The organism is Aquimarina macrocephali JAMB N27 (assembly GCF_000520995.1).
Classification (GTDB): domain Bacteria; phylum Bacteroidota; class Bacteroidia; order Flavobacteriales; family Flavobacteriaceae; genus Aquimarina; species Aquimarina macrocephali.
Genome location: NZ_JACA01000024.1, coordinates 1 through 18,573 on the forward strand (window position 1 = coordinate 1; position 18,573 = coordinate 18,573).

Annotated in this window: 20 protein-coding genes; 4 read left to right on the forward strand and 16 right to left on the reverse strand. The window is 32.5% G+C overall.

Translation table 11 applies throughout. From position 1 onward, the window contains the following. Positions 1-13 precede the first annotated feature (13 nt). Positions 14-319 (reverse strand): LytR/AlgR family response regulator transcription factor, encoded by a 306-nt coding sequence (locus Z054_RS0115130; RefSeq protein ID WP_024770893.1) that lies wholly within the window; start codon positions 317-319, stop codon positions 14-16. Beyond that, a complete protein-coding gene (locus Z054_RS30290) occupies positions 316-1,392 on the reverse strand; it encodes a sensor histidine kinase (protein ID WP_024770894.1) in 1,077 nt (358 codons plus the stop codon). Before Z054_RS30290 ends, Z054_RS0115130 begins: the two co-directional genes overlap by 4 nt. Positions 1,393-1,600: 208 nt before the next feature. On the opposite strand from Z054_RS30290, the gene Z054_RS28615 reads away from it, so the two are divergent. After that, complete coding sequence (locus tag Z054_RS28615; protein WP_152538570.1) at positions 1,601-3,037, forward strand: serine hydrolase domain-containing protein; 1,437 nt, start codon at positions 1,601-1,603, stop codon at positions 3,035-3,037. Between the two features lie 244 nt (positions 3,038-3,281). On the opposite strand, the gene Z054_RS0115145 is transcribed toward Z054_RS28615, so the two are convergent. The 13 genes from Z054_RS0115145 to Z054_RS0115200 all read right to left on the reverse strand — a co-directional run bounded on the left by Z054_RS0115145 (position 3,282) and on the right by Z054_RS0115200 (position 11,702). Then, positions 3,282-3,776, reverse strand: coding sequence for a hypothetical protein (locus tag Z054_RS0115145; protein WP_024770896.1), 495 nt, complete (start codon positions 3,774-3,776; stop codon positions 3,282-3,284). Between the two features lie 133 nt (positions 3,777-3,909). Next, complete coding sequence (mog, locus tag Z054_RS0115150) at positions 3,910-4,458, reverse strand: molybdopterin adenylyltransferase (protein ID WP_024770897.1); 549 nt, start codon at positions 4,456-4,458, stop codon at positions 3,910-3,912. Between the two features lie 56 nt (positions 4,459-4,514). After that, entirely contained in the window at positions 4,515-4,922 is a 408-nt protein-coding gene (locus Z054_RS32470) for a hypothetical protein (protein WP_051473771.1), read from the reverse strand. Then, entirely contained in the window at positions 4,915-5,181 is a 267-nt protein-coding gene (locus Z054_RS32475) for a GTP-binding protein (RefSeq protein WP_051473773.1), read from the reverse strand. The genes Z054_RS32470 and Z054_RS32475 overlap by 8 nt, the downstream gene beginning before the upstream one ends. Positions 5,182-5,471: 290 nt before the next feature. Next, positions 5,472-5,873 (reverse strand): hypothetical protein, encoded by a 402-nt coding sequence (locus Z054_RS0115160; RefSeq protein WP_024770898.1) that lies wholly within the window; start codon positions 5,871-5,873, stop codon positions 5,472-5,474. Between the two features lie 72 nt (positions 5,874-5,945). Continuing rightward, entirely contained in the window at positions 5,946-6,380 is a 435-nt protein-coding gene (locus Z054_RS0115165) for a cbb3-type cytochrome c oxidase subunit I (protein WP_024770899.1), read from the reverse strand. Between the two features lie 36 nt (positions 6,381-6,416). Continuing rightward, positions 6,417-7,142: a DUF2071 domain-containing protein gene (locus Z054_RS0115170; RefSeq protein ID WP_024770900.1), complete on the reverse strand. Its 726-nt coding sequence runs from the start codon at positions 7,140-7,142 to the stop codon at positions 6,417-6,419. Between the two features lie 74 nt (positions 7,143-7,216). Next, positions 7,217-7,765, reverse strand: coding sequence for an AAA family ATPase (locus Z054_RS0115175; protein WP_024770901.1), 549 nt, complete (start codon positions 7,763-7,765; stop codon positions 7,217-7,219). Then, positions 7,762-8,403: a hypothetical protein gene (locus tag Z054_RS0115180; RefSeq protein ID WP_024770902.1), complete on the reverse strand. Its 642-nt coding sequence runs from the start codon at positions 8,401-8,403 to the stop codon at positions 7,762-7,764. The genes Z054_RS0115175 and Z054_RS0115180 overlap by 4 nt, the downstream gene beginning before the upstream one ends. A gap of 77 nt (positions 8,404-8,480) precedes the next feature. Further along, positions 8,481-9,041 carry a Crp/Fnr family transcriptional regulator gene (locus Z054_RS0115185; protein ID WP_024770903.1) on the reverse strand — a complete coding sequence of 187 codons (561 nt, stop codon included), beginning with the start codon at positions 9,039-9,041 and terminating at the stop codon, positions 8,481-8,483. Between the two features lie 195 nt (positions 9,042-9,236). Next, positions 9,237-9,815: a cysteine hydrolase family protein gene (locus Z054_RS0115190; protein WP_024770904.1), complete on the reverse strand. Its 579-nt coding sequence runs from the start codon at positions 9,813-9,815 to the stop codon at positions 9,237-9,239. A gap of 133 nt (positions 9,816-9,948) precedes the next feature. Continuing rightward, entirely contained in the window at positions 9,949-10,662 is a 714-nt protein-coding gene (locus tag Z054_RS0115195; RefSeq protein ID WP_024770905.1) for a LytR/AlgR family response regulator transcription factor, read from the reverse strand. Next, positions 10,659-11,702 (reverse strand): sensor histidine kinase, encoded by a 1,044-nt coding sequence (locus Z054_RS0115200; RefSeq protein ID WP_035092180.1) that lies wholly within the window; start codon positions 11,700-11,702, stop codon positions 10,659-10,661. Before Z054_RS0115200 ends, Z054_RS0115195 begins: the two co-directional genes overlap by 4 nt. 202 nt (positions 11,703-11,904) lie before the next feature. On the opposite strand from Z054_RS0115200, the gene Z054_RS0115205 reads away from it, so the two are divergent. From Z054_RS0115205 to Z054_RS30305, 3 genes are all read left to right on the forward strand, one after another. Continuing rightward, positions 11,905-13,194, forward strand: a complete 1,290-nt coding sequence (locus tag Z054_RS0115205; RefSeq protein WP_152538571.1) for a hypothetical protein — start codon at positions 11,905-11,907, stop codon at positions 13,192-13,194. A gap of 184 nt (positions 13,195-13,378) precedes the next feature. Then, positions 13,379-14,215, forward strand: a complete 837-nt coding sequence (locus tag Z054_RS0115210) for a DUF5694 domain-containing protein (protein WP_024770908.1) — start codon at positions 13,379-13,381, stop codon at positions 14,213-14,215. Between the two features lie 200 nt (positions 14,216-14,415). Then, a complete protein-coding gene (locus Z054_RS30305; RefSeq protein WP_152538572.1) occupies positions 14,416-16,512 on the forward strand; it encodes a carbohydrate-binding protein in 2,097 nt (698 codons plus the stop codon). Positions 16,513-16,603: 91 nt separating this feature from the next. Here the strand turns inward: Z054_RS30305 and Z054_RS0115220 are convergent, their stop codons facing one another. Beyond that, positions 16,604-18,553 (reverse strand): S9 family peptidase, encoded by a 1,950-nt coding sequence (locus Z054_RS0115220; protein ID WP_024770910.1) that lies wholly within the window; start codon positions 18,551-18,553, stop codon positions 16,604-16,606. Between the last annotated feature and the right edge of the window lie 20 nt (positions 18,554-18,573).

Genomic DNA, 18,573 nt, shown 5'->3' on the forward strand with positions numbered 1-18,573 from the left:
CGAATAATAGCAATTATAAACTAGAGCGTAAATAATCAGTAACCTGATATTCATAACTTTCTACGGCATACTCAGAATACGCTGTTGTCAATATAATTTTAGGAGGATTTTCTAGTGTTTTTATAAAAGAAATCCCCGATAATTGAGGCATGTTGATATCCAGAAATATTAAATCTACATCGTACTCTTTTAAAAACACTAATGCTTCAATAGGATTTCTAAAGCTATGAATGCATTCTACAAAAGATAATTTTTTGATATAGCCCTGCAATAACTCTATAGCGTTAGGTTCATCGTCTATAATTACAGCGGTGATCATGTGGTAAGATTAATTTTTAATAGTACATAAAAGATATGCTCATCTTCTTTGATATCCAAATTATATTGATTTGGATAGATCAAATGCAGGCGTTTTTTTACATTTTCTAAACCGATACCAGAGTATTTTTTTTCGAATTCGGTCTTTTTAAGGTGATGTTTTGAGTTTTTAACTTCCAAATATAGTAGGTTATCTTTAAGCCCAAGTTTGATATGAATAAAAGAGTCGGACTGGATATCAAGGCCATGTTTAAAAGCATTTTCGACAAATGGAATTAATAGTGTAGGCGCAATTTTTGGATCTTCATCATTTGTTTCTGTACTAAATGAAATTTCAAAAGGATCTTCGGTACTATATTTTAATTTTTGAAGAGCAATATAGTTTTCTATAAATTCAATTTCTTTAGAAAGTAATACTTGTTCTGCTTGAGTATCATAAATCATGAATCGTAGTAGATCAGATAACTTAGTGATTCCCGAAGAAGTCTCAGCATTTTCTGAACGTTCTGATATCGCTAATAAGTTGTTTAATGCATTAAACATAAAGTGTGGATTGATCTGCGATTGCATCAATTGTAATTCGGCGCTTATCTTTTCTTTTTCTAAAGTTTGTTGATGTGTTTCCATTTTTAATTGATGTCTGATCATTCCATAGACAACTGCCACAACAACAAAAAAGAGATTATAAAATATAAAAAATCGTATCATCATAGTATGAAACGTCGTATTCTGAAGATATACAACTCCCAACTCAATTAACAGAAGATCGGCTAAACCTAAAAGGAGTAAACTAGAAAAAACCAGGTACTTTTTAGACGAATAGTATCTTGGAGTTAAGTAAAAAGTGACGATATAAAAGAAAGGAATAATACTTATCATTCCTATAAAATTGGGGAGAATAAAAATACCCATTTCTATGGTTTCCTGTATAACAACTCCATCTACATCTTCTACTGTATTTTCAACTATTCCTACCTCTGTGGTTAATAGTAAAATAGCAACAGCGGCAATCCAGAATAGAATATTCAGGAAGACCTCGATCCATCGTTGTAAAGTTATTTGTGGTATGCTCACAATTCAAAAGTATAGATAATTGTTGAATCGTTTTTGTAAAAGTGCTGTACTCTTGATTTTTGGTACAAAACGAAATGACTATGGTAGGAATACATTTGACACCTTGGATTTTGAAGTAGGTAACTTAGTTTTTACCTAGGTAACATTTTGTTGTAAACTATTGATAACCATTTTAATATTGTTTCTCAAAACCATTAAAAAAGAACAGATGAAACATGTATTTAAAATAATAGTACTGGTAAGCCTTCTACTATCTTGTAAACAAGAACCAACAGTAACACAAGTAGTTAGTAATACTACTGTAACCAATAAAGAGAAATTATCAGACTATCTAAATGAACTAGAAAAATCAGGGTTTTCTGGAAGTGTTTTGGTAGCCCAAAAGGGAAAAATCCTGTTGGAAAAGGGATATGGATATTCTAATCGCGAAAACAAAATCAAAAGTACTTCTGAAACTGTTTTCGATATAGGTTCGATTACCAAACAATTTACGGGGGCTGCTATTTTAAGATTAGAAATGCAGGGAAAACTATCTGTAGAAGACAAACTCTCTAAATATATCTCTAATATACCCGTTGATAAAAAAGATATCACATTACACCAGTTACTTACACATTCTTCTGGATTTCAATCAGGAATAGGTGATGATTATGAACGTATTTCTACTCAAGAATTTATTGAAGAAGCTTTTAAAAGAAAATTACTATTTGAACCAGGAACCAAGTTTACATACTCTAATGTGGGATATAGTTTCTTAGGAATTATCATTGAGAAAGTTTCGGGAATGTCTTACGAAGAGTATTTAATGAAACACTTGTGGAAACCTTCTGGAATGGACCAAACCGGATATAAAAAACCTTCATTTAAAGATATAGCGGTTGGATATCGCAAAAATAAACATTGGGGAAAACCAACTGATAAAAAATGGGATGTTGATGGCCCATATTGGCACTTAAAAGCAAATGGGGGAGTACTATCTACAACACAAGATATGTATAAATGGCACCGGGCGTTGCTGGGAGATAAAATTTTGAATGCTACAGCAAAATCTAAATACTACAGTAAACATATAGAAGAAGGAGAAGGAGCTGGATCATATTACGGGTATGGATGGGCTATTTTTCCTACACCTCGCAATACCGAATTAATTGCTCATAATGGAGGTAATGGGATTTTCTTTGCCGATATGTGGCGCTATCTCGATGAGGATATTACTATTATTATGATGACCAATGCAGTACAACGCAAATTCGAAAATATTGCTTCTCAGGTAGCAGGGATACTTTTAAAACCTGATTTCAACCCTATTGTTAGTGAACAATCAAAGGGAACAATAATCGGAGAAATGGCAGATCAATTAGTAGATGAATTTATGAAGACAATGAATCAAAATGACCAAAATGCCTGGAAATCTTTTATAGATAATAGAATGACACCTACTTTTAAAAATTCTTTTTCTATAGAGAAACATATAGCAATGTTTAAACAATTGCATGAAGACCTTAAAGGAGGAAAGATCGTACAAATCATGGTAAAAGAAAATGAAGTAATTCTTGGTGTTGAAACCAACAATGAGGTAGAACAGATTCTATTTGATGTTATTCCTAATGCTAAAGGAAAATTAAGAATAGAAGGGATACGATAAAATATAATCTAATAACCAACATCTGGCATTGTTGCTTTGTATTCTGTAGATATAATAAAATTTCATTTTTCGGGCCTGAACAATTATTAATAATTTACGATAACAAAAAAAACAGTCACATTATAAGTGACTGTTTTGATATTACTTATATTTCACGGATTACAAATCCGAGCTATCAGGATTTAAGGTGCAAATCCACACCATCGGGGGGCATTGTTAGGTTTTCTTCTTATTTAATCAATCTCTAAATATGCTGTTGTAGATTCATGTATGCTAAATATGAATGGTACGTATGAATTGAAGCAAAAAGTATAGATGCTAAAATATAAATCAAACTTATCCTTGGAATAGGGATAATTGATTGTATACCAATCATTGCAATTCCAATAAAAATAAAGATGGTTGTATATGCAGGAGCCATAAATCCTATTAAACTTCTACTCCATAAACTATCACTAAAGTAAATCTGTAAAATCCAAGATAAAAAATAAATTAGAAGAGCACCTAAGTAAACTACTAACCCTATTTTTTGAGTTTTAGTTTGAAAAGAAAGTATCATTAATAGTGGGAGAAGGAAGACAATTATTCTTAGAATATTTTCAGTTATATTTAGCCAAAATGGAATATCATCCCAAATATTTTTAGATGTATAGCCTTTGGGTAAATATTTATAAAGAGCTATATTCCATATAAATAAGGGCAATACAAGTAAAAAGCAATTAAGTAAATACTTTGACATTTTTTTTAGGTTTAACTTCAGTTTATTTTGTCAACTTTTGAATCACTTCATCATATTTATTATCCATACACACTTATGTCTGTTGTCATAATCTTTCCTCAAAACACTAAAAAGGCATTGCGTTTACATAGTGTTAGCTGTTGGCTTTTATCTTATTCTTTGGTCTAAATGGCTTTATAATATCTTCATTACATTCTAAAAATGGTCCATCCATTAAATCTATACAATATGGAATAGCTGGAAAAACGGCACTCAAACACTCTCTTATCGATTTTGGTTTTCCAGGAAGATTAACTATTAAACTTGATTTTCTTAGGCCGGCAGTTTGTCTTGAGAGGATAGCAGTAGGTACATATTTTAATGATTCTGATCTCATAAGCTCTCCAAATCCAGGCATCATGCGATCACATACGGCTTCAGTAGCTTCTGGTGTCACATCTCTTTTAGAAGGACCTGTACCTCCTGTCGTAATTACTAAACAGCAATTTTGATTATCAACCATATCAATGATTGTTTTTTCTATCAAATCTTGTTCATCTGGAATAATTTCGTGTAAATCTGTCCATTCAGAATTCAAATATTCATTTAGAGTATCTATGATTGCTTTTCCACTCTCATCTTCATAAACCCCAGCGCTAGCTCTATCGCTAACTGTTATAATTCCTATTTTGATTTTTGACATATCTTTAATATAAGCTTCTTTGTTTATAATTATTGGCTTAAAGTATAAACCCTGTTTTAATAGGGTTTATACTTTGTTGTAGCGTGTTTAAATTCATTTTTATTCTGTTGTAATAGGCTCATTTTGATCGCTTTTTCAAGTAGTTTAGGTTCACTCCCAGGGCCTATAGTTAGAAGTTTTGATCCTGTTACTGGTACTCCATTAAACGGTCTAATAAGTACTTCACCATTTGGAGTTCGTTCAAAATAAGTATACTCTTCTTCATTTCCAATTTGAGTACAGCCTTTTACACGTAGGATACTCTTTGGAAGTGCATTACAAATATCATAAATGCAATTTGAATTCGGTAAACTTGGTAGATCAGTAGAGCAGGAAGACCAATGAGTTTTAAGGTGTTCAAACTTTTGAGGATTGTTTTTAGATGGGGAGAGTTTAGGAATAAGTGAAACATCAATTTTATCCATTAGTTCGCTTAGGAATTCTATTGACAAAATCTCTAAGTTCATTTATGCCACTACAACAAATACAACTGCCACTAAGTGCCCTGACTTGTTTAGATTCTATTTGCTCGATAAATTGTTGGGCATCAAGATTTGCATTTTCATAATCATTAAGAATAATAAAAGGTTTCCAACCTTTTTCAATATAGCCGATCATCAAGTGTTTTAATAATGTGGTTTTTCCTGCTCCCAAAAAACCAACAACTGTAATAATAACTTCCATATCTTTTCAGTACGTGTTTTTACTATTTTTCGTATACACCACACAAATATTTCTATCCGATAGTGCGGATTTGCACTTTAAATCCGTGCTTTTAAAATTTCAAAATAAATTTAAAACAATCGCATCTATAACTGGTTATTATGAATGTATTTTAACAAAAAACAATTACATATAAGTGACTGTTTTGATATTTTGGCATGTTTCACGGATTACAAATCCGCGCTATCAGGATTACTATGTTAAATGCTAGGTTCTAATATCACTCAGCTGCTATGATAGCATACATTTTTCTAATCCCATATAGAATTTCCTGTCCGTAGTTTCCATATTGTATTATTGTCTACGAGTTTTAGAGAAGAGTTGTTTAGGATTTCAAAAACAATATTATTTTGAAACCCCAATGTGTTTGATGATGAGTATATCACTACTTTATTATTCTCGATTTTATAATTAGAAGAATATTTTATGTCGGTAAACACTATTTCTACATTTTCAGTATCAATAAAACTTAATTCTTGATGACAGTTTATAAAAAAATTAGGATCAGTTTGTGCATCTATACATTCTTGTTCGGTTTCAAAAAAAAGATAGTCAAAAGTTTTTCCGATAAATTCAATCTTCTGGGAATCATCATCATTTGAACAGCTTAAAAGCAATACTCCAAAAATTGATAGTAAAAAGTATTTTCCCATTTTCGTTTTTTATATAGATTCCTTTTTTAAGAAAAGGTTGCGTGTGTTTAAATGTATCATAGCTATTGTTAGCTACTGGTTTTTGCGATTCTTTATTAGTCCATAAATTATATTAATCGGAAAAATGAGTTGCCCTAAAATCATGAGAAGTATTATTACTGTTATGACTAAAGTGAGATTATTATTGAATTTATATTCTATTATTTCTTTCCGATAAAGTTGATTCAAAATAGGCACTAATATGACTCCACCAAAAGTGAGTACAATGTGAGCCCAATTCAGCCATTTTGAAAGTTTTCTATTAACTTTTTGCATTATCCAATATCCAAGTCCTATTATTCCAAAAAGAATAGAAATCAGCGTAGCTAAATAAAAATAGTCAATTATATAATAAGTATCGTGAATATTTATATCCAATACTGCGCCTCTACTCAAAAATCCAATTAACATTATTATCGGAATTGTAAGTAAAAAAATCAGATGTGGTTTTTTAAATAGTTGGTTCATTTCTTAACTTACGGCTTAGGATTAACATATAGCAGATTATGTTTTGTTAGTGGTTTTTATTTTTTTCAAGCCAATCCATTCGTGTTCAATATCCTTCATCAAAAGTGCATTATCAAATTTCACAGAACCTTTTGGGAAAATGTTTTCATTCTCAAAAAAACTCGATCGAACCTCTTTTACATCTAATAGAGATACTTCCCAGTTATACGCTTTGAGTTCTAATCCGTCAAAGTCATTTTTGTCTGGAGAATATCCAATTGAACCATTCTCGAAAAAATCAGAAACACATTTCAGGTTTTCAAATACACTTTCTTTATTCCAGTTGTTAGTTTCTCCTGCTACAATTGATAAAGAGGTTTTGTCATCACTAATAAACGCCACATTATAATTTCCGTCGGATTCACTAACAGTAAATTCTGCAATGTGATGAATTCCAGGAAAGATAGTTCCTCCTGCCAAAGAGTTTAGTTTCGAAGAGGTATCTCTTCTTGGAATATATACACCTTCTTTTAATACTCCGTTTTCTGTCCATTCAACCGCAATTCTGTGAGCTCCGTTTTCAGAAGAAATTCCGATTTGTTTTGGTAATCCTTTAGGTCTAATTTCTTTTAGTCTTATTAAACATATTCCAGCAATACCTTTTCCATTAACTAGCTTAGGTTTAAATGGTTTTGGTAAATAGTTTTCCAAAACTTCTTTGTCAACTTGATAGTTGATAAGAATTCGTCTGTCAATTATTCCTTTTATTTTCGGTATTTTCATCTTTTGGTAATCATTACTAATGTTTAATATATGTGTCGTAGCAGAGCAAAATGTTATCAAGTCATTAACTTTTTTTACGTTGTTGCTAGTAGTTTTATTTCAGTTAATACTTTTTCCACATTGTACTTCAATTCAACTTCTCCGTTTATTCTCAAAACTTTACAGTCTAGCAATTTAATCCAATTATTGTGAATTTTTAATGTTCTTCCGTTAAAACTGGAGTTTTCATATTGGTTTGCCCATTCTAAGAATGCATTTGAATTTCTCTGAATTTTTTCGTCTGTTAAAAGCTTGTCTCCGTAGCGTTCGGTTTCTCGTTTTTTTAGTCGCTTCATTCTCTCTTTGTTTTCCAATCGGATAAAAACCGCTAAATCAAATGCTATCTCCCATTCTTTTCCCCAACTTACCATTGAGCCACTTACGATTACATTCTCAAATTTGTTAAAATCTGCTTTTAGTTTTTTATTCCGTTCGGTTAAGGGTATTTTTTCTTGAAAAAGTAATTTTGTTTTTTTCCAGTAATAATCGTCAACATCCAAATGCTTAAAATTAGACCTTCTTTCAACCTCTTTTCCCAAAGTTGTTGTCCCAGAACCTGATGCTCCGAATATTAATAATTTCATTTGTTAGGTTTGTGTTTTATTAAATGTAGACCGCTAGATAAAACCCAAGCAGCAATACTAAAAGTGAAAATTCTAAAGCCTGTTAGACTCGTAAATACAAATCCCGTTAATCCTCCAATGATTGCGAAGAGTGTAATGAAAATACCCAAAAACCCAATCCATTTCGGGAATTTATCTTCAATTAATACTATAACGGAATATATAAGTATTGCAATACAGCAAGCGATAATGAAGATATAATCTAGCGGAATATTAATCGAAAAACTGAAGTTGGTAATTGGCTTCAACATTTCCAAATTGTCATCTAATCTATTTGAATATTGATTTAGGAAATAGGGTAAAACGAGCCCGTTAAATAAAGCTGCAAGCATTGCAGCAATTAGTCCAAATGAGATGATGATAAATGCCAGAATAGAAAGTCTCCATTTATCTAAAATACAAATTGTAAGTCCGTAAAAACCAAATAAAATAATAGGTAAACTAAATATAGCTAATGAATGAGCAATCATAATTGTTTTAGAAATTTTAATAATATGCTCAATACCACCACCACTTGGATGTAACACCATTGTTATAATAATTAATAGTGTTCCAGAAATAAGTGAGATGCCAGTACTCTTGTAAAAATGATTTTTCATTGAATTGATATTTAGTATGAAAAACAAATATCAAAGGTTCAAAGAAAATTATCACTTGATTGAAATCAAGAAATAAATCACTTAATTCTTTTTCTTACTCTACTTAACGTTTCTGGTGTAATTTTTAAGTAAGATGCTATTATTTTTTGTGGGAACTTATGAATAAGCTTAGGTTTACTTTTAAGCAGATGATTATATTTTTCATCAGGCGTATTGTTGTTATCAAAAAAATCGATTCGTGATGTGGACTCTTCTAATATTTTACCCATTTGAAGAAAGCTTTGTGATAATCCAATTAATTTGTGCATTGATTCTATTGAAAGTTCATAGACAGAACTGTCTTCGAATGCTTGAATCGAATACTTGGATGGTGTTCTGGAAGTAAAACTTTTATGGCTTATTACCCAATCATTAGAAATGTAAAGGTCAATAAAATTTTTATCGAGGTTTGAGTCAGTATTATATTGATAAAGACTACCAGAAATCACAAAGTAAACTGATGAACAAGTATCGCCTTTTTTTAATAAAAAACTATCTTTTTCAAGTTTCCTATATTGAAGCTCTTGCCTGAGAAGTGAAGATTCTTTTTCTGAAAATTCTCCAGCTTTTTTAAGAAGTTCCAAAATTGATTCATCCATTAGTTCAATTATTTCTCGAAGTTGATTTTTTATATTACAGGTAATAACTAAAAATAGTTACCATAGTAATTACATTTCCTTTATAAGAGTAGCTAAATTAATAAATCTTTTATGGCTTAAACCTTTTCTGTATCTGCTGATCAGATTACTAGTGGCATGCTTATTTTCAAGATCAAGTTTAGATACAATTTTGATCTAAGTATGAGATACTTGATCTAAAAGTTTTTGTGTCGATAAAATTGTAGCAAATTCATCTTTTAGACTTGCTATTGCAGTATCATGGATTAATTGCGCATCGTAGTTTTGACCATTAGCACCTACTTTATTAAAAGTGGCAACAGCATCTTCTATCAAATAGGTCTTAAATCCAAAATTACCAGCCATTCTGGTCGTAGTAGATACACAATGATCTGTGGTTAATCCTATAATAACCAGAGTGTCTATGTTTTTTTGTTCTAATTGTTCTTTAAGATTGGTCCCTATAAAAGCACTATTCACATCTTTTTCGATAACGGGTTCATGTGCTAGCGGAGTATTAAAATCCATAAATTCATTACCTATATTACCTTTAGCCAGGGGAGAAGCTGGGGAAGTAGAACAGTGTTTGATATGAAATACAGGAAGATGATGTGCCCTCCAAAATACCAGGAGCTTCTCCATATTGGTTTCTGCATCAGGATTGTTACGTTCTCCACCCCAATGTGCTATGTTTTCAAAACCTTTTTGAATATCTATTAATAATAATGCCGGGTTACCACTTTTTGATAGTTTCATAGTTAATTTATTACGTGTGCTTTCTAAAAAAGATATCTCAGTTTTACCCTAAATAGTATAGGTATGCCTTGTTTTTTTAGAGTTATACTACGGTATTTACAAAGATAAATTTTATGGGTTAAGAATGATTAGATTATAATTTTCTTTTACTAATCATTTCAAAAAAAGGTTTACGATACGTATCACTTATGGGTAATGTCTTATTGTGAATATGAACATGTAAAGAATCTGTCTTGATAATGTGATTGATTGAAACAATATATGATTTATGAACCTTAATAAAGGTAGTAGAAGGGAGAGTGCTTTCTATATGTTTTAAGGTACTATATGTAATAATTTGATTATTCGATAAATGAATAGCTACATAATTTTTTAGGCCTTCTATATATAAGATATCATTTAGATATACTTTTTCATAATTGTTTTTACCATCGGTTTTTATAAATACGTATTCTTTTGTAGATACATTATTAGGAGAGAACTCTTCTTTTTGCTTTACCTTAAGAACAGCTTGGTAAAAACGATCGAATTCAAAAGGTTTTAATAAATAATCTACGGCATTTAGATCATATCCTTCTATAGCAAATTGTGGATACGCTGTAGTAAAAATAATCTGTACTTTATCTTTGATGATTTTTGATAATTGAATACCGGATAAATCCGGCATCTGAATATCCAAAAAAACTAAATCAATAGCATCGTTTTCGATATACTTTAGAGCTTCCAGAGCTTTTGTAGTACTGGCGATATGTTCTAAAAACGATACTTTTCCTACATAATTTTCTAACAAACGTATTGCTGGCGGTTCATCATCTACAATAAGACAACGTAATGATGATGTATTCATAGTGGTATTTTTAAATAAGCCTCAAAATAAGGTTTTTCTTCTTTACGGTATAGTATGAAATCATTTTTAAAAAGAGCGGTTAACCTTTTTTGGATACTTGAATATCCTACTCCTTGCTCTACATACTTTTCTGAAGTAGAAATTTTGTTTTTAGTGCTGATTTCAATAGCATTTGGAAGGATGGTTATTGTAATATTTGCCTTAGCAGATTTGTCATTAACGATCCCATGTTTAAACACATTTTCTATAAAATGAATCAATAGCATGGCGGGCACCTCCTGATTTGTAACACTTCCATTTACCTGGTAGTCTACTGCCAGATTATCCTCATAACGTTTTTGAAAAAAGTAAATATAATCGGCAATAAACTTAAGATCCTTTTTTAGTAGTATTTTATCCTGTTGGGTTTCATAAGTCACAAATCGTAACAAATCCGAAAGCCTATGAATGTCTGCCGCGATTTTAGGCTGACTCTCTATAAGTAATTCTGAGTAAAAACTGTTAAGTGTATTAAAAAGGAAATGAGGTCCTAATTGTGATTTAAGCAAGCTTAACTCTGCTTTTTTATTTTCAATTTTTAATTGATGAATCGCTTCTTTATGATCTACAAATCGAAAGAAAAGATATATGGCGGTACTAAACAACAAGCATTTTGAAGCATAGTATGAGTTATCAAATACATAGTACCCAAAATGGCGAAAGTTATCTCCATAATTATGCAACCCAGTAATAGAATATAGTAGTACTTCTTCAAGAAGATAACGGATACCTGCAAATAAAAACACCAATATGATTACACCAATGATATATTGCATAATACGCTTTCGCGAAAGCATCAGTGGGCATAATACCTTATAATTAATCACATAAATACTAAAGAAAGTGATATACATTGTTATTCCAAACAAGTATATAGGGTAATCAAAATATTCTGCCCAACTACTTTTTTGCTTGTAGATATAATCTCCATATAAATCCATTATAATAATTAATATGCCAAGCAGTATGTGATATCTCCAACGGTATTTAAATACGATCATAATTCAAAAATAGTATTTTGAATATTCAATTTATACGTTTCTGGTTACAATGCTCTTTTTCTTTATACAAACTCGGTAAACTGTACAACCAAATATCAAATAGTTCTTTTATCTGCCTTTTGTCCGGTAAATATCGGGATAGGTGTAAATCTGCTATTTGTTATACCGGTATCGTTTTAATTTGTTTTAAAATCGAATAATAATGAAATCATTTATCACACTTAGTATCATAGTCCTATTCTTTTCTTGTAAAGAGAAACCCATGGATAGTGTTGCGGTCAAAGTTGAGAAAACGAATCCGGCACCTATTATAGATGCATCGTATATCGCCACAAAAACTAGATATTTTACAATTACAGATACGGCTATTGTTGGAGAAGGCCGTGCAATGCTGGAACGTATTATTTCTAAATCACAGTTTGTGATGTTTGGTGAACGCCATGGCTCAAAAGCCACTTCGCAATTGATTACAAGACTCATCCCCATGTTACATAAAGCAGGATTTAATCACACTGCTTTTGAAGTAGGCCCTTACTCGGCAAAAAAACTGGTAGCACTTAGTACGCCACCATCAACGACAGTAGAGAATCTCAAACAGTTTACTACACAATATGCTCTCGAAGAAGATCATGAGATTCCGATTCCTTTCTTTGATGGTCTTGAGGATGCCTATTTCCTTCAGGCTATCCGAGAACGTGATATGAATATCTGGGGACTTGATCAAGAATACTACTCGTCTACATTATTTTTTATGGATGAACTACTCACTTTTGTTACCGATAGTCCAGACTATGAAACCATCAAATCAGAAAAAGAACAAGCATCAAAAATAATTGCCTCCTGGTATGTAAAAGATAATATACCAGATTCTAAAATTAGGCTTTTTGACGAAATCCAAAAAGAGCCTGTTGTACAGCAGTATTTAAGCCACTTTCGTGGAAACGAAAATACCAAAAAGATAGTTGAAGATTTAGAAATTAGCTGGGATATTTATACGCGTTGGCGAGAAGATTCACATGCAGATCGAATAAGCTATATGCGTAATAACTTTTTAACGAATTATAAAGAAGCATTACAAACAGAATTAAATCCTAAAGTGTTTCTAAAATTTGGAAATCTACATGCCTCAAAAATTTTAACTAATGGTTGTTATGACCTGGGAGATTTAGTTACTCAACTTGCTAAAGAGCAAGGCAGCAAAGCTACTATCATAAATACATGGCACCGTTATTATAGTAACGAAAAAGGAGAAGAACAAGATTACTTAGAAAAATACGCTTCTTACTATAAACGTCTTCGAGATTTTATGACCCTGGCAAAACGGGATCAATGGACCATCATTGATCTAGAAGCAATACGTAGTGATATCCAGGAAAGACGAATAGCTTTACCCGTAAATGGTGATTATCATAAGATTAAGAGCCTGATTGATGGATATGATTATCAACTCATCCTACCCTTGGATAAAAGGGTTACACCAAATAAAAATTAATACAAACCAAAGTTCGACGTAAGGAAATGACGTCAATTCGAGTGATCTGATACTTCGATATAGCTCAGTACAGGCTAGAAGATTGTACTTCGGCAAGCTGAGCAGGACTATAGAGAATAGTTATTTTATTATGTCGAACTCTGGTTACAACACATCTATTCAATAATTTTAAAATAATACAATTATGCGTAACCTCATTTTAATTTTAAGTACTGTATTCACTATATGTTTATCCTGTAAAGCTCAGGATCAAAAACCAGTTATTAGTATTTTGGGTATGATACATTTACATAACCCGGGAGCAGATGAAGTAAATATGGATGTAGGGAATATACATTCTGATAAAAGACAAGCAGAATTAAAACAACTCATTGATTTAGTGGTCAGGTTTAAACCAACCAAAATTGCTATCGAAGCAACATTGGGTGATACTTTGTGGAGTCAGACATATTATACTAATTATCTAAATGATGTACTAGAAAAAGAAATGAACGAAGAAGATAAATGGAGGATGTCTGGCGAAACTGTTCAGGTATCTTACCCTTTGGCAAAACAAATGGGACATGATAAACTATACCCCATAGATGCACATACAGAATTTGATACAGCCCCTGTTTATGCTTACGCAGAACAAAATAATCAGGATGTACAATTAGCAGAGTTTAAAGAGTTGATTAGTAGTATGCAAAATGATATGAAATCCATATCCGAAGGCTCTGTTTTAGATATTATAAAGTTTGCCAATTCTGATGAATTTGATAAAAATTACAATCAAACGTTTTATCTGAAGCATCTGGTCTCTTTTGGCAAGGAGGGTAATTATATAGGTACCGATGTGGTTTCAAAATGGTATTATAGAAATTTAAAGATCTTCACTAACCTTAACAGAATTGTTGAACCAACAGATAGAGTTTTGGTCATTTATGGTGCTGGGCATAAAGATATCCTGGTTGACCTTATTAAAGATAGAGCAGATTGGGAGTATTATGATGTCAATAAATTACTACATCACAAAAAATAACAAGCTTCGCAAAGGGTTTACCATACACAAAGAAGGTATAAATTATAATAATTAGTACAATTTGCAAATAATGCTTAGTAACCTTTTTGGGTACGTGTTAAGTTTGTAACTTTATGATACACAAACTGTTTTGAGTTTTTATAATAGTGGTTCGGGGTCAGCCATTATCAATTAAAGATTCAAATCTTAAAACCAAAAAAATGAAACGTATATTAACAATCGCCATTGCCTTTTTTACGGTAATGAGCTTTGCGCAAACTCAACCACAAATACCCAGTGAACTAGTAGCCCAGCAAAAGTCCTCGGGCTCAAATTTTGAAAACACCGAACTTTTTACCGCAATTACTAAAAAAAGTAATTTACAAATTCCGAAAGAACTTAAGGATTATGTGTTACTTTCTTTAGATCAAAGTAAAATGAAGTCTTTACAAGGCAATTTCCCGAGTACGATGAACTTAAGTATTCCGGGGCAGAAATCAGCAATGTCACTAGACCTTGTTAAAGTGAGCATTAGAACAGACGATTTCTCGGCTATAGATATGCCTTCGGGGAAGGTGCTTTCTCGTGATAACATAGCACACTACAGAGGTGTAGTAAAAGGCCAGATTAACTCTCTGGTGGCTATTAGTTTTTATGAAGATAAAGTATCTGGTTTTATTAGTATCGATGGTCAGGACGGTAATATGGTAGTAGGACCTGTAAATAATAGTAAGAGTCATATCCTCTATAAGGATAAGGAAATTAGTTATTTATATGATTATTCCTGCCAGGTAGAGGACGATATAGAAAAAGGAGGATACACTATTGAAGAATTGGCTGATAACCCACAAAGTAAAGCAGCTGCAAAGTGTGTGAAAATATTCTTTGATATATGTACAGATATTGTAAGTGATAAGGGAGGAGCTCAGGCAGCTTCTAATTATATCGAAGCTGTATTTAATCAAGTAGCTGCGCTATATGCCAATGATCAGATATCTATTAAATTATCGGGTACCAAAGCTTGGACTTCTAATCAACCATTTACCAACAATAGTCTTGATAGCTATATCAGCTATAAAAATCAAAACGGTATTAATGGAGATTTAGCACATATGGTGAATTATAGTTTTGGAGGCGGACTAGCAGGAGGAATCGGAACACTGTGTAACTCATCAAGAAAAGCTGCAGTTTCTGGTATCAAAGGTAGCTATCAAAATATACCTACCTATTCTTTTGATGTATTCTTAATATCTCATGAGACAGGACATAATGTAGGATCACGACATACACATGCATGTGTATGGAATGGTAATAATACCGCAATAGATGGTTGTGCAGGTTTTACAGAAGGAAGTTGCTCGATACCAGGAAACCCTTCGGGAGGAGGAACCATTATGAGCTATTGCCCTAATACTAGTGTTGGAGTAAATTTCAACAAAGGATTTGGTTCGCAACCCGCTAATGTGATCCGTAATTATATTGCAGGATCAAGTTGTTTACAGACTTGTGACGGTGGCGGATGTAATACAGGAGATGCAGCAGCTGTTACATTTACTAATAATACAGATTGTACTTTAGAGTATTTCCAGAACAATTCTTTACAGGGATCTGCCAATGCAGGAGGCTCGTATAATGCAAATACTACTATAGGAAGCGCATGGCAAGCCAAAAAAGCTTCGGGAGATGTAGTAGATAACTTTACTATTGCTTGTGGTCAAACGACCTATAATTCTTCAGGAAATTGTAGTAGTGGTGGCGGTAACTGTGATGGTGTAGCACCTTGGTCTTCTGGTACAGTTTATAATGTAGGAGATAGAGTAACCTATAATGGATCTTTGTATGAAAGAACAGCTACAGGATGGACTAATTTAGGACCATGTACTACAACAACCGATCCATGTGCAGGAGTAGCACCATATTCTTCTGGTACTGTATATAATGTGGGTGACCGTGTAACGTATAACGGATCTTTGTATGAAAGAACTGCTACAGGATGGACTAATTTAGGCACCTGTGGAGGAGCATTTGGTACTGCTTTCAAAGGAGATGGACCAGCAGGAGGGTTGCAATTTAAGGCATTCCCTAATCCAGCAAAAGATCTTTTAAACCTAGAAATTAGTAATGCGAAATCTTCTTCTTCTCAAATCAGTATCAAAGATATGAACGGAAGAACATTAGAGGTCATAAATCTTAAAACACCTCCGGGAGGAAATGTAGTGAGAAAAACAGTAGATATTAGTAAGTTATCTACCGGTATCTATTTTGTACAAGTTACTACTAGTAGTAGAACGCTTACTCAAAAGATTTTTGTAAAATAATTTATAAATAATAATAAAAATTGACCCTAATTAAAGGCTGCCTATACGGGCAGCCTTTTTTATTTTTCTATGGAAAATTTAAAATCTTTTTTTAGGACTCCGAATCAATCTTAGTAGATTCAGTTTTACCGTCATTAATCATTTCGGTACCTGCACTTTTTAAATATTTATCTAAGAATTTCAAAATTCTACCATAGGCTTCGATTTGATTTTCTTTTTTTACAAATCCATGTCCTTCATCTTCAAATAATACATATTCTACAGGAACACCACTTTTCTTAACTCCTTCTACAATTTCATCGGATTCTACTTTTAAAACTCTGGGATCTTTGGCTCCTTGAAGTACAATCAATGGTTTTGTGACTTTTTCGGTATGAAAAAGAGGAGAAATTTGTCGTAAGCGAACAGAATCAGCAGTATTTGGATCTCCCATTTCTGTATACAACGCTTCTTTAAAAGATTCCCACCATGGCGGAATACTTTTTAGTGTTCTTAACCAATTTGTAACTCCAAAAATGTTTACTCCAACCTTAAACTCTTCTGGAGTATAGGTGAGTGCTGCCATAGTCATATATCCTCCATAAGAGCCACCAATGATTCCTATTTTATCAGCGTCTACGATATCTTGTTTTGCCAGCCAGTCTTTTCCAGCAACACAATCCTTTAGATCTTTATCTCCATGATTTTGATCATCCATTTTGTAAAAAGTTTTTCCATATCCACTACTTCCTCTGTTGTTTACAGCCAGTACAGCATATCCATGATTTACCAGGTATTGAATTACAGAACTAAACCCTTGTCTGGATTGTCCTCCGGGACCACCATGAACCCATACCAGTGCAGGAACTTTATGATCTACAGTAGCTTGTTTGGGTTTATAATATATAGCAGGAATATCTAACCCATCAAAAGATTTATAACGAACTACTTCTGAAGTAACAAGATGATCTGCATTGATATCTTTATTTAAAACATCTGTTAGCTTATGGTATTTTTTGGTTGCAAGATCATAAGAGTATGAATTGGTAGGCGTATTTGACCCTCCAACGCTAAGTAAAGCCATAGATTCATCTCTCGAAAAACGTGCCCTATTAATTTGTTGATTTTCAATAGAAGGGAAATCAACAATAGTACCTGTGGCTACTTCTTTTACCTCCATAACCGTCTTAGCATCTTCATTGGTAAACATTACCTGGTATTTTCCGTTTCGGGTAAAATAAAAACCAGAAATATCCCAGTTTTTTTCTAAAACCTTTTCTTTACTACCATCTTCAAGATTATACTTCATTAGGTAACTAAATTCTGCATTATCATCGGTAGTATAATAGAATGATTTACCATCTGGAGAAAAATCCTCTGGTGAGTTTCCACTTAAGTTATCATTAATCTTAACTTTTTCTTTGGTTTCGGTATTCAATAGATAAAGATCATTATCATTAGTATTGATAGACTTAGATAGTGCTATATACTTTCTATCTTCAGACATTCCGCCAAAATCCATCCCATCGGTATTTTGATAAATCAACTTAGATGTAAAATCAGCAATATCCATCTCATAGTGATCCATATATTTTGGATCTCGTTCGTTAGTACCATAAAAGAAACTTTTACCATCTTTGGCCCATCCTCTAAATGAGGCTCTTACATTCTTTTCGGGAGTCAGGCGTTTGATACCAGAGCTGTCTTTGATAAAGATTTTATGAATTTCATCACCATTACCATCCATTCTGAATAAGATTCTATCATCCTCGGGAAAATAAGATATCCCAAAAACCGAAGCACTATCAGATTTGGTTACAGGCATAAGTTCGCCACCATCGGTAGCAACAGTATACATATTATAAATCCCTGAACGGTTGCTAGTCATAAGCACCTTGGATTTATCTGCAGAAAATCCATTTGAAATTGCATTTTCGTTATCCATAAATTGTTCTATGGAATACTGGTCGATTTTAATAGGCTGAGCTATTTCTTCTTTTTTTTCTTGCTTACAAGAATAGAAGAGGAGCAAACCCATACTAAGTGTGAGTAGTTTTTTCATGAGTATTTGATTTGTTGTTA

What these genes read in the sequence shown, in the direction of transcription:
- Z054_RS0115130 (WP_024770893.1), bottom strand. Translation starts at nt 319, where the DNA reads ATGATCACCGCTGTAATTATAGACGATGAACCTAACGCTATAGAGTTA.
- Z054_RS28615 (WP_152538570.1), top strand. Translation starts at nt 1,601, where the DNA reads ATGAAACATGTATTTAAAATAATAGTACTGGTAAGCCTTCTACTATCT.
- Z054_RS0115145 (WP_024770896.1), bottom strand. Translation starts at nt 3,776, where the DNA reads ATGTCAAAGTATTTACTTAATTGCTTTTTACTTGTATTGCCCTTATTT.
- mog (WP_024770897.1), bottom strand. Translation starts at nt 4,458, where the DNA reads ATGTCAAAAATCAAAATAGGAATTATAACAGTTAGCGATAGAGCTAGC.
- Z054_RS32470 (WP_051473771.1), bottom strand. Translation starts at nt 4,922, where the DNA reads ATGGATAAAATTGATGTTTCACTTATTCCTAAACTCTCCCCATCTAAA.
- Z054_RS32475 (WP_051473773.1), bottom strand. Translation starts at nt 5,181, where the DNA reads ATGGAAGTTATTATTACAGTTGTTGGTTTTTTGGGAGCAGGAAAAACC.
- Z054_RS0115160 (WP_024770898.1), bottom strand. Translation starts at nt 5,873, where the DNA reads ATGGGAAAATACTTTTTACTATCAATTTTTGGAGTATTGCTTTTAAGC.
- Z054_RS0115165 (WP_024770899.1), bottom strand. Translation starts at nt 6,380, where the DNA reads ATGAACCAACTATTTAAAAAACCACATCTGATTTTTTTACTTACAATT.
- Z054_RS0115170 (WP_024770900.1), bottom strand. Translation starts at nt 7,142, where the DNA reads ATGAAAATACCGAAAATAAAAGGAATAATTGACAGACGAATTCTTATC.
- Z054_RS0115175 (WP_024770901.1), bottom strand. Translation starts at nt 7,765, where the DNA reads ATGAAATTATTAATATTCGGAGCATCAGGTTCTGGGACAACAACTTTG.
- Z054_RS0115180 (WP_024770902.1), bottom strand. Translation starts at nt 8,403, where the DNA reads ATGAAAAATCATTTTTACAAGAGTACTGGCATCTCACTTATTTCTGGA.
- Z054_RS0115185 (WP_024770903.1), bottom strand. Translation starts at nt 9,041, where the DNA reads ATGGATGAATCAATTTTGGAACTTCTTAAAAAAGCTGGAGAATTTTCA.
- Z054_RS0115190 (WP_024770904.1), bottom strand. Translation starts at nt 9,815, where the DNA reads ATGAAACTATCAAAAAGTGGTAACCCGGCATTATTATTAATAGATATT.
- Z054_RS0115195 (WP_024770905.1), bottom strand. Translation starts at nt 10,662, where the DNA reads ATGAATACATCATCATTACGTTGTCTTATTGTAGATGATGAACCGCCA.
- Z054_RS0115200 (WP_035092180.1), bottom strand. Translation starts at nt 11,702, where the DNA reads ATGATCGTATTTAAATACCGTTGGAGATATCACATACTGCTTGGCATA.
- Z054_RS0115205 (WP_152538571.1), top strand. Translation starts at nt 11,905, where the DNA reads ATGAAATCATTTATCACACTTAGTATCATAGTCCTATTCTTTTCTTGT.
- Z054_RS0115210 (WP_024770908.1), top strand. Translation starts at nt 13,379, where the DNA reads ATGCGTAACCTCATTTTAATTTTAAGTACTGTATTCACTATATGTTTA.
- Z054_RS30305 (WP_152538572.1), top strand. Translation starts at nt 14,416, where the DNA reads ATGAAACGTATATTAACAATCGCCATTGCCTTTTTTACGGTAATGAGC.
- Z054_RS0115220 (WP_024770910.1), bottom strand. Translation starts at nt 18,553, where the DNA reads ATGAAAAAACTACTCACACTTAGTATGGGTTTGCTCCTCTTCTATTCT.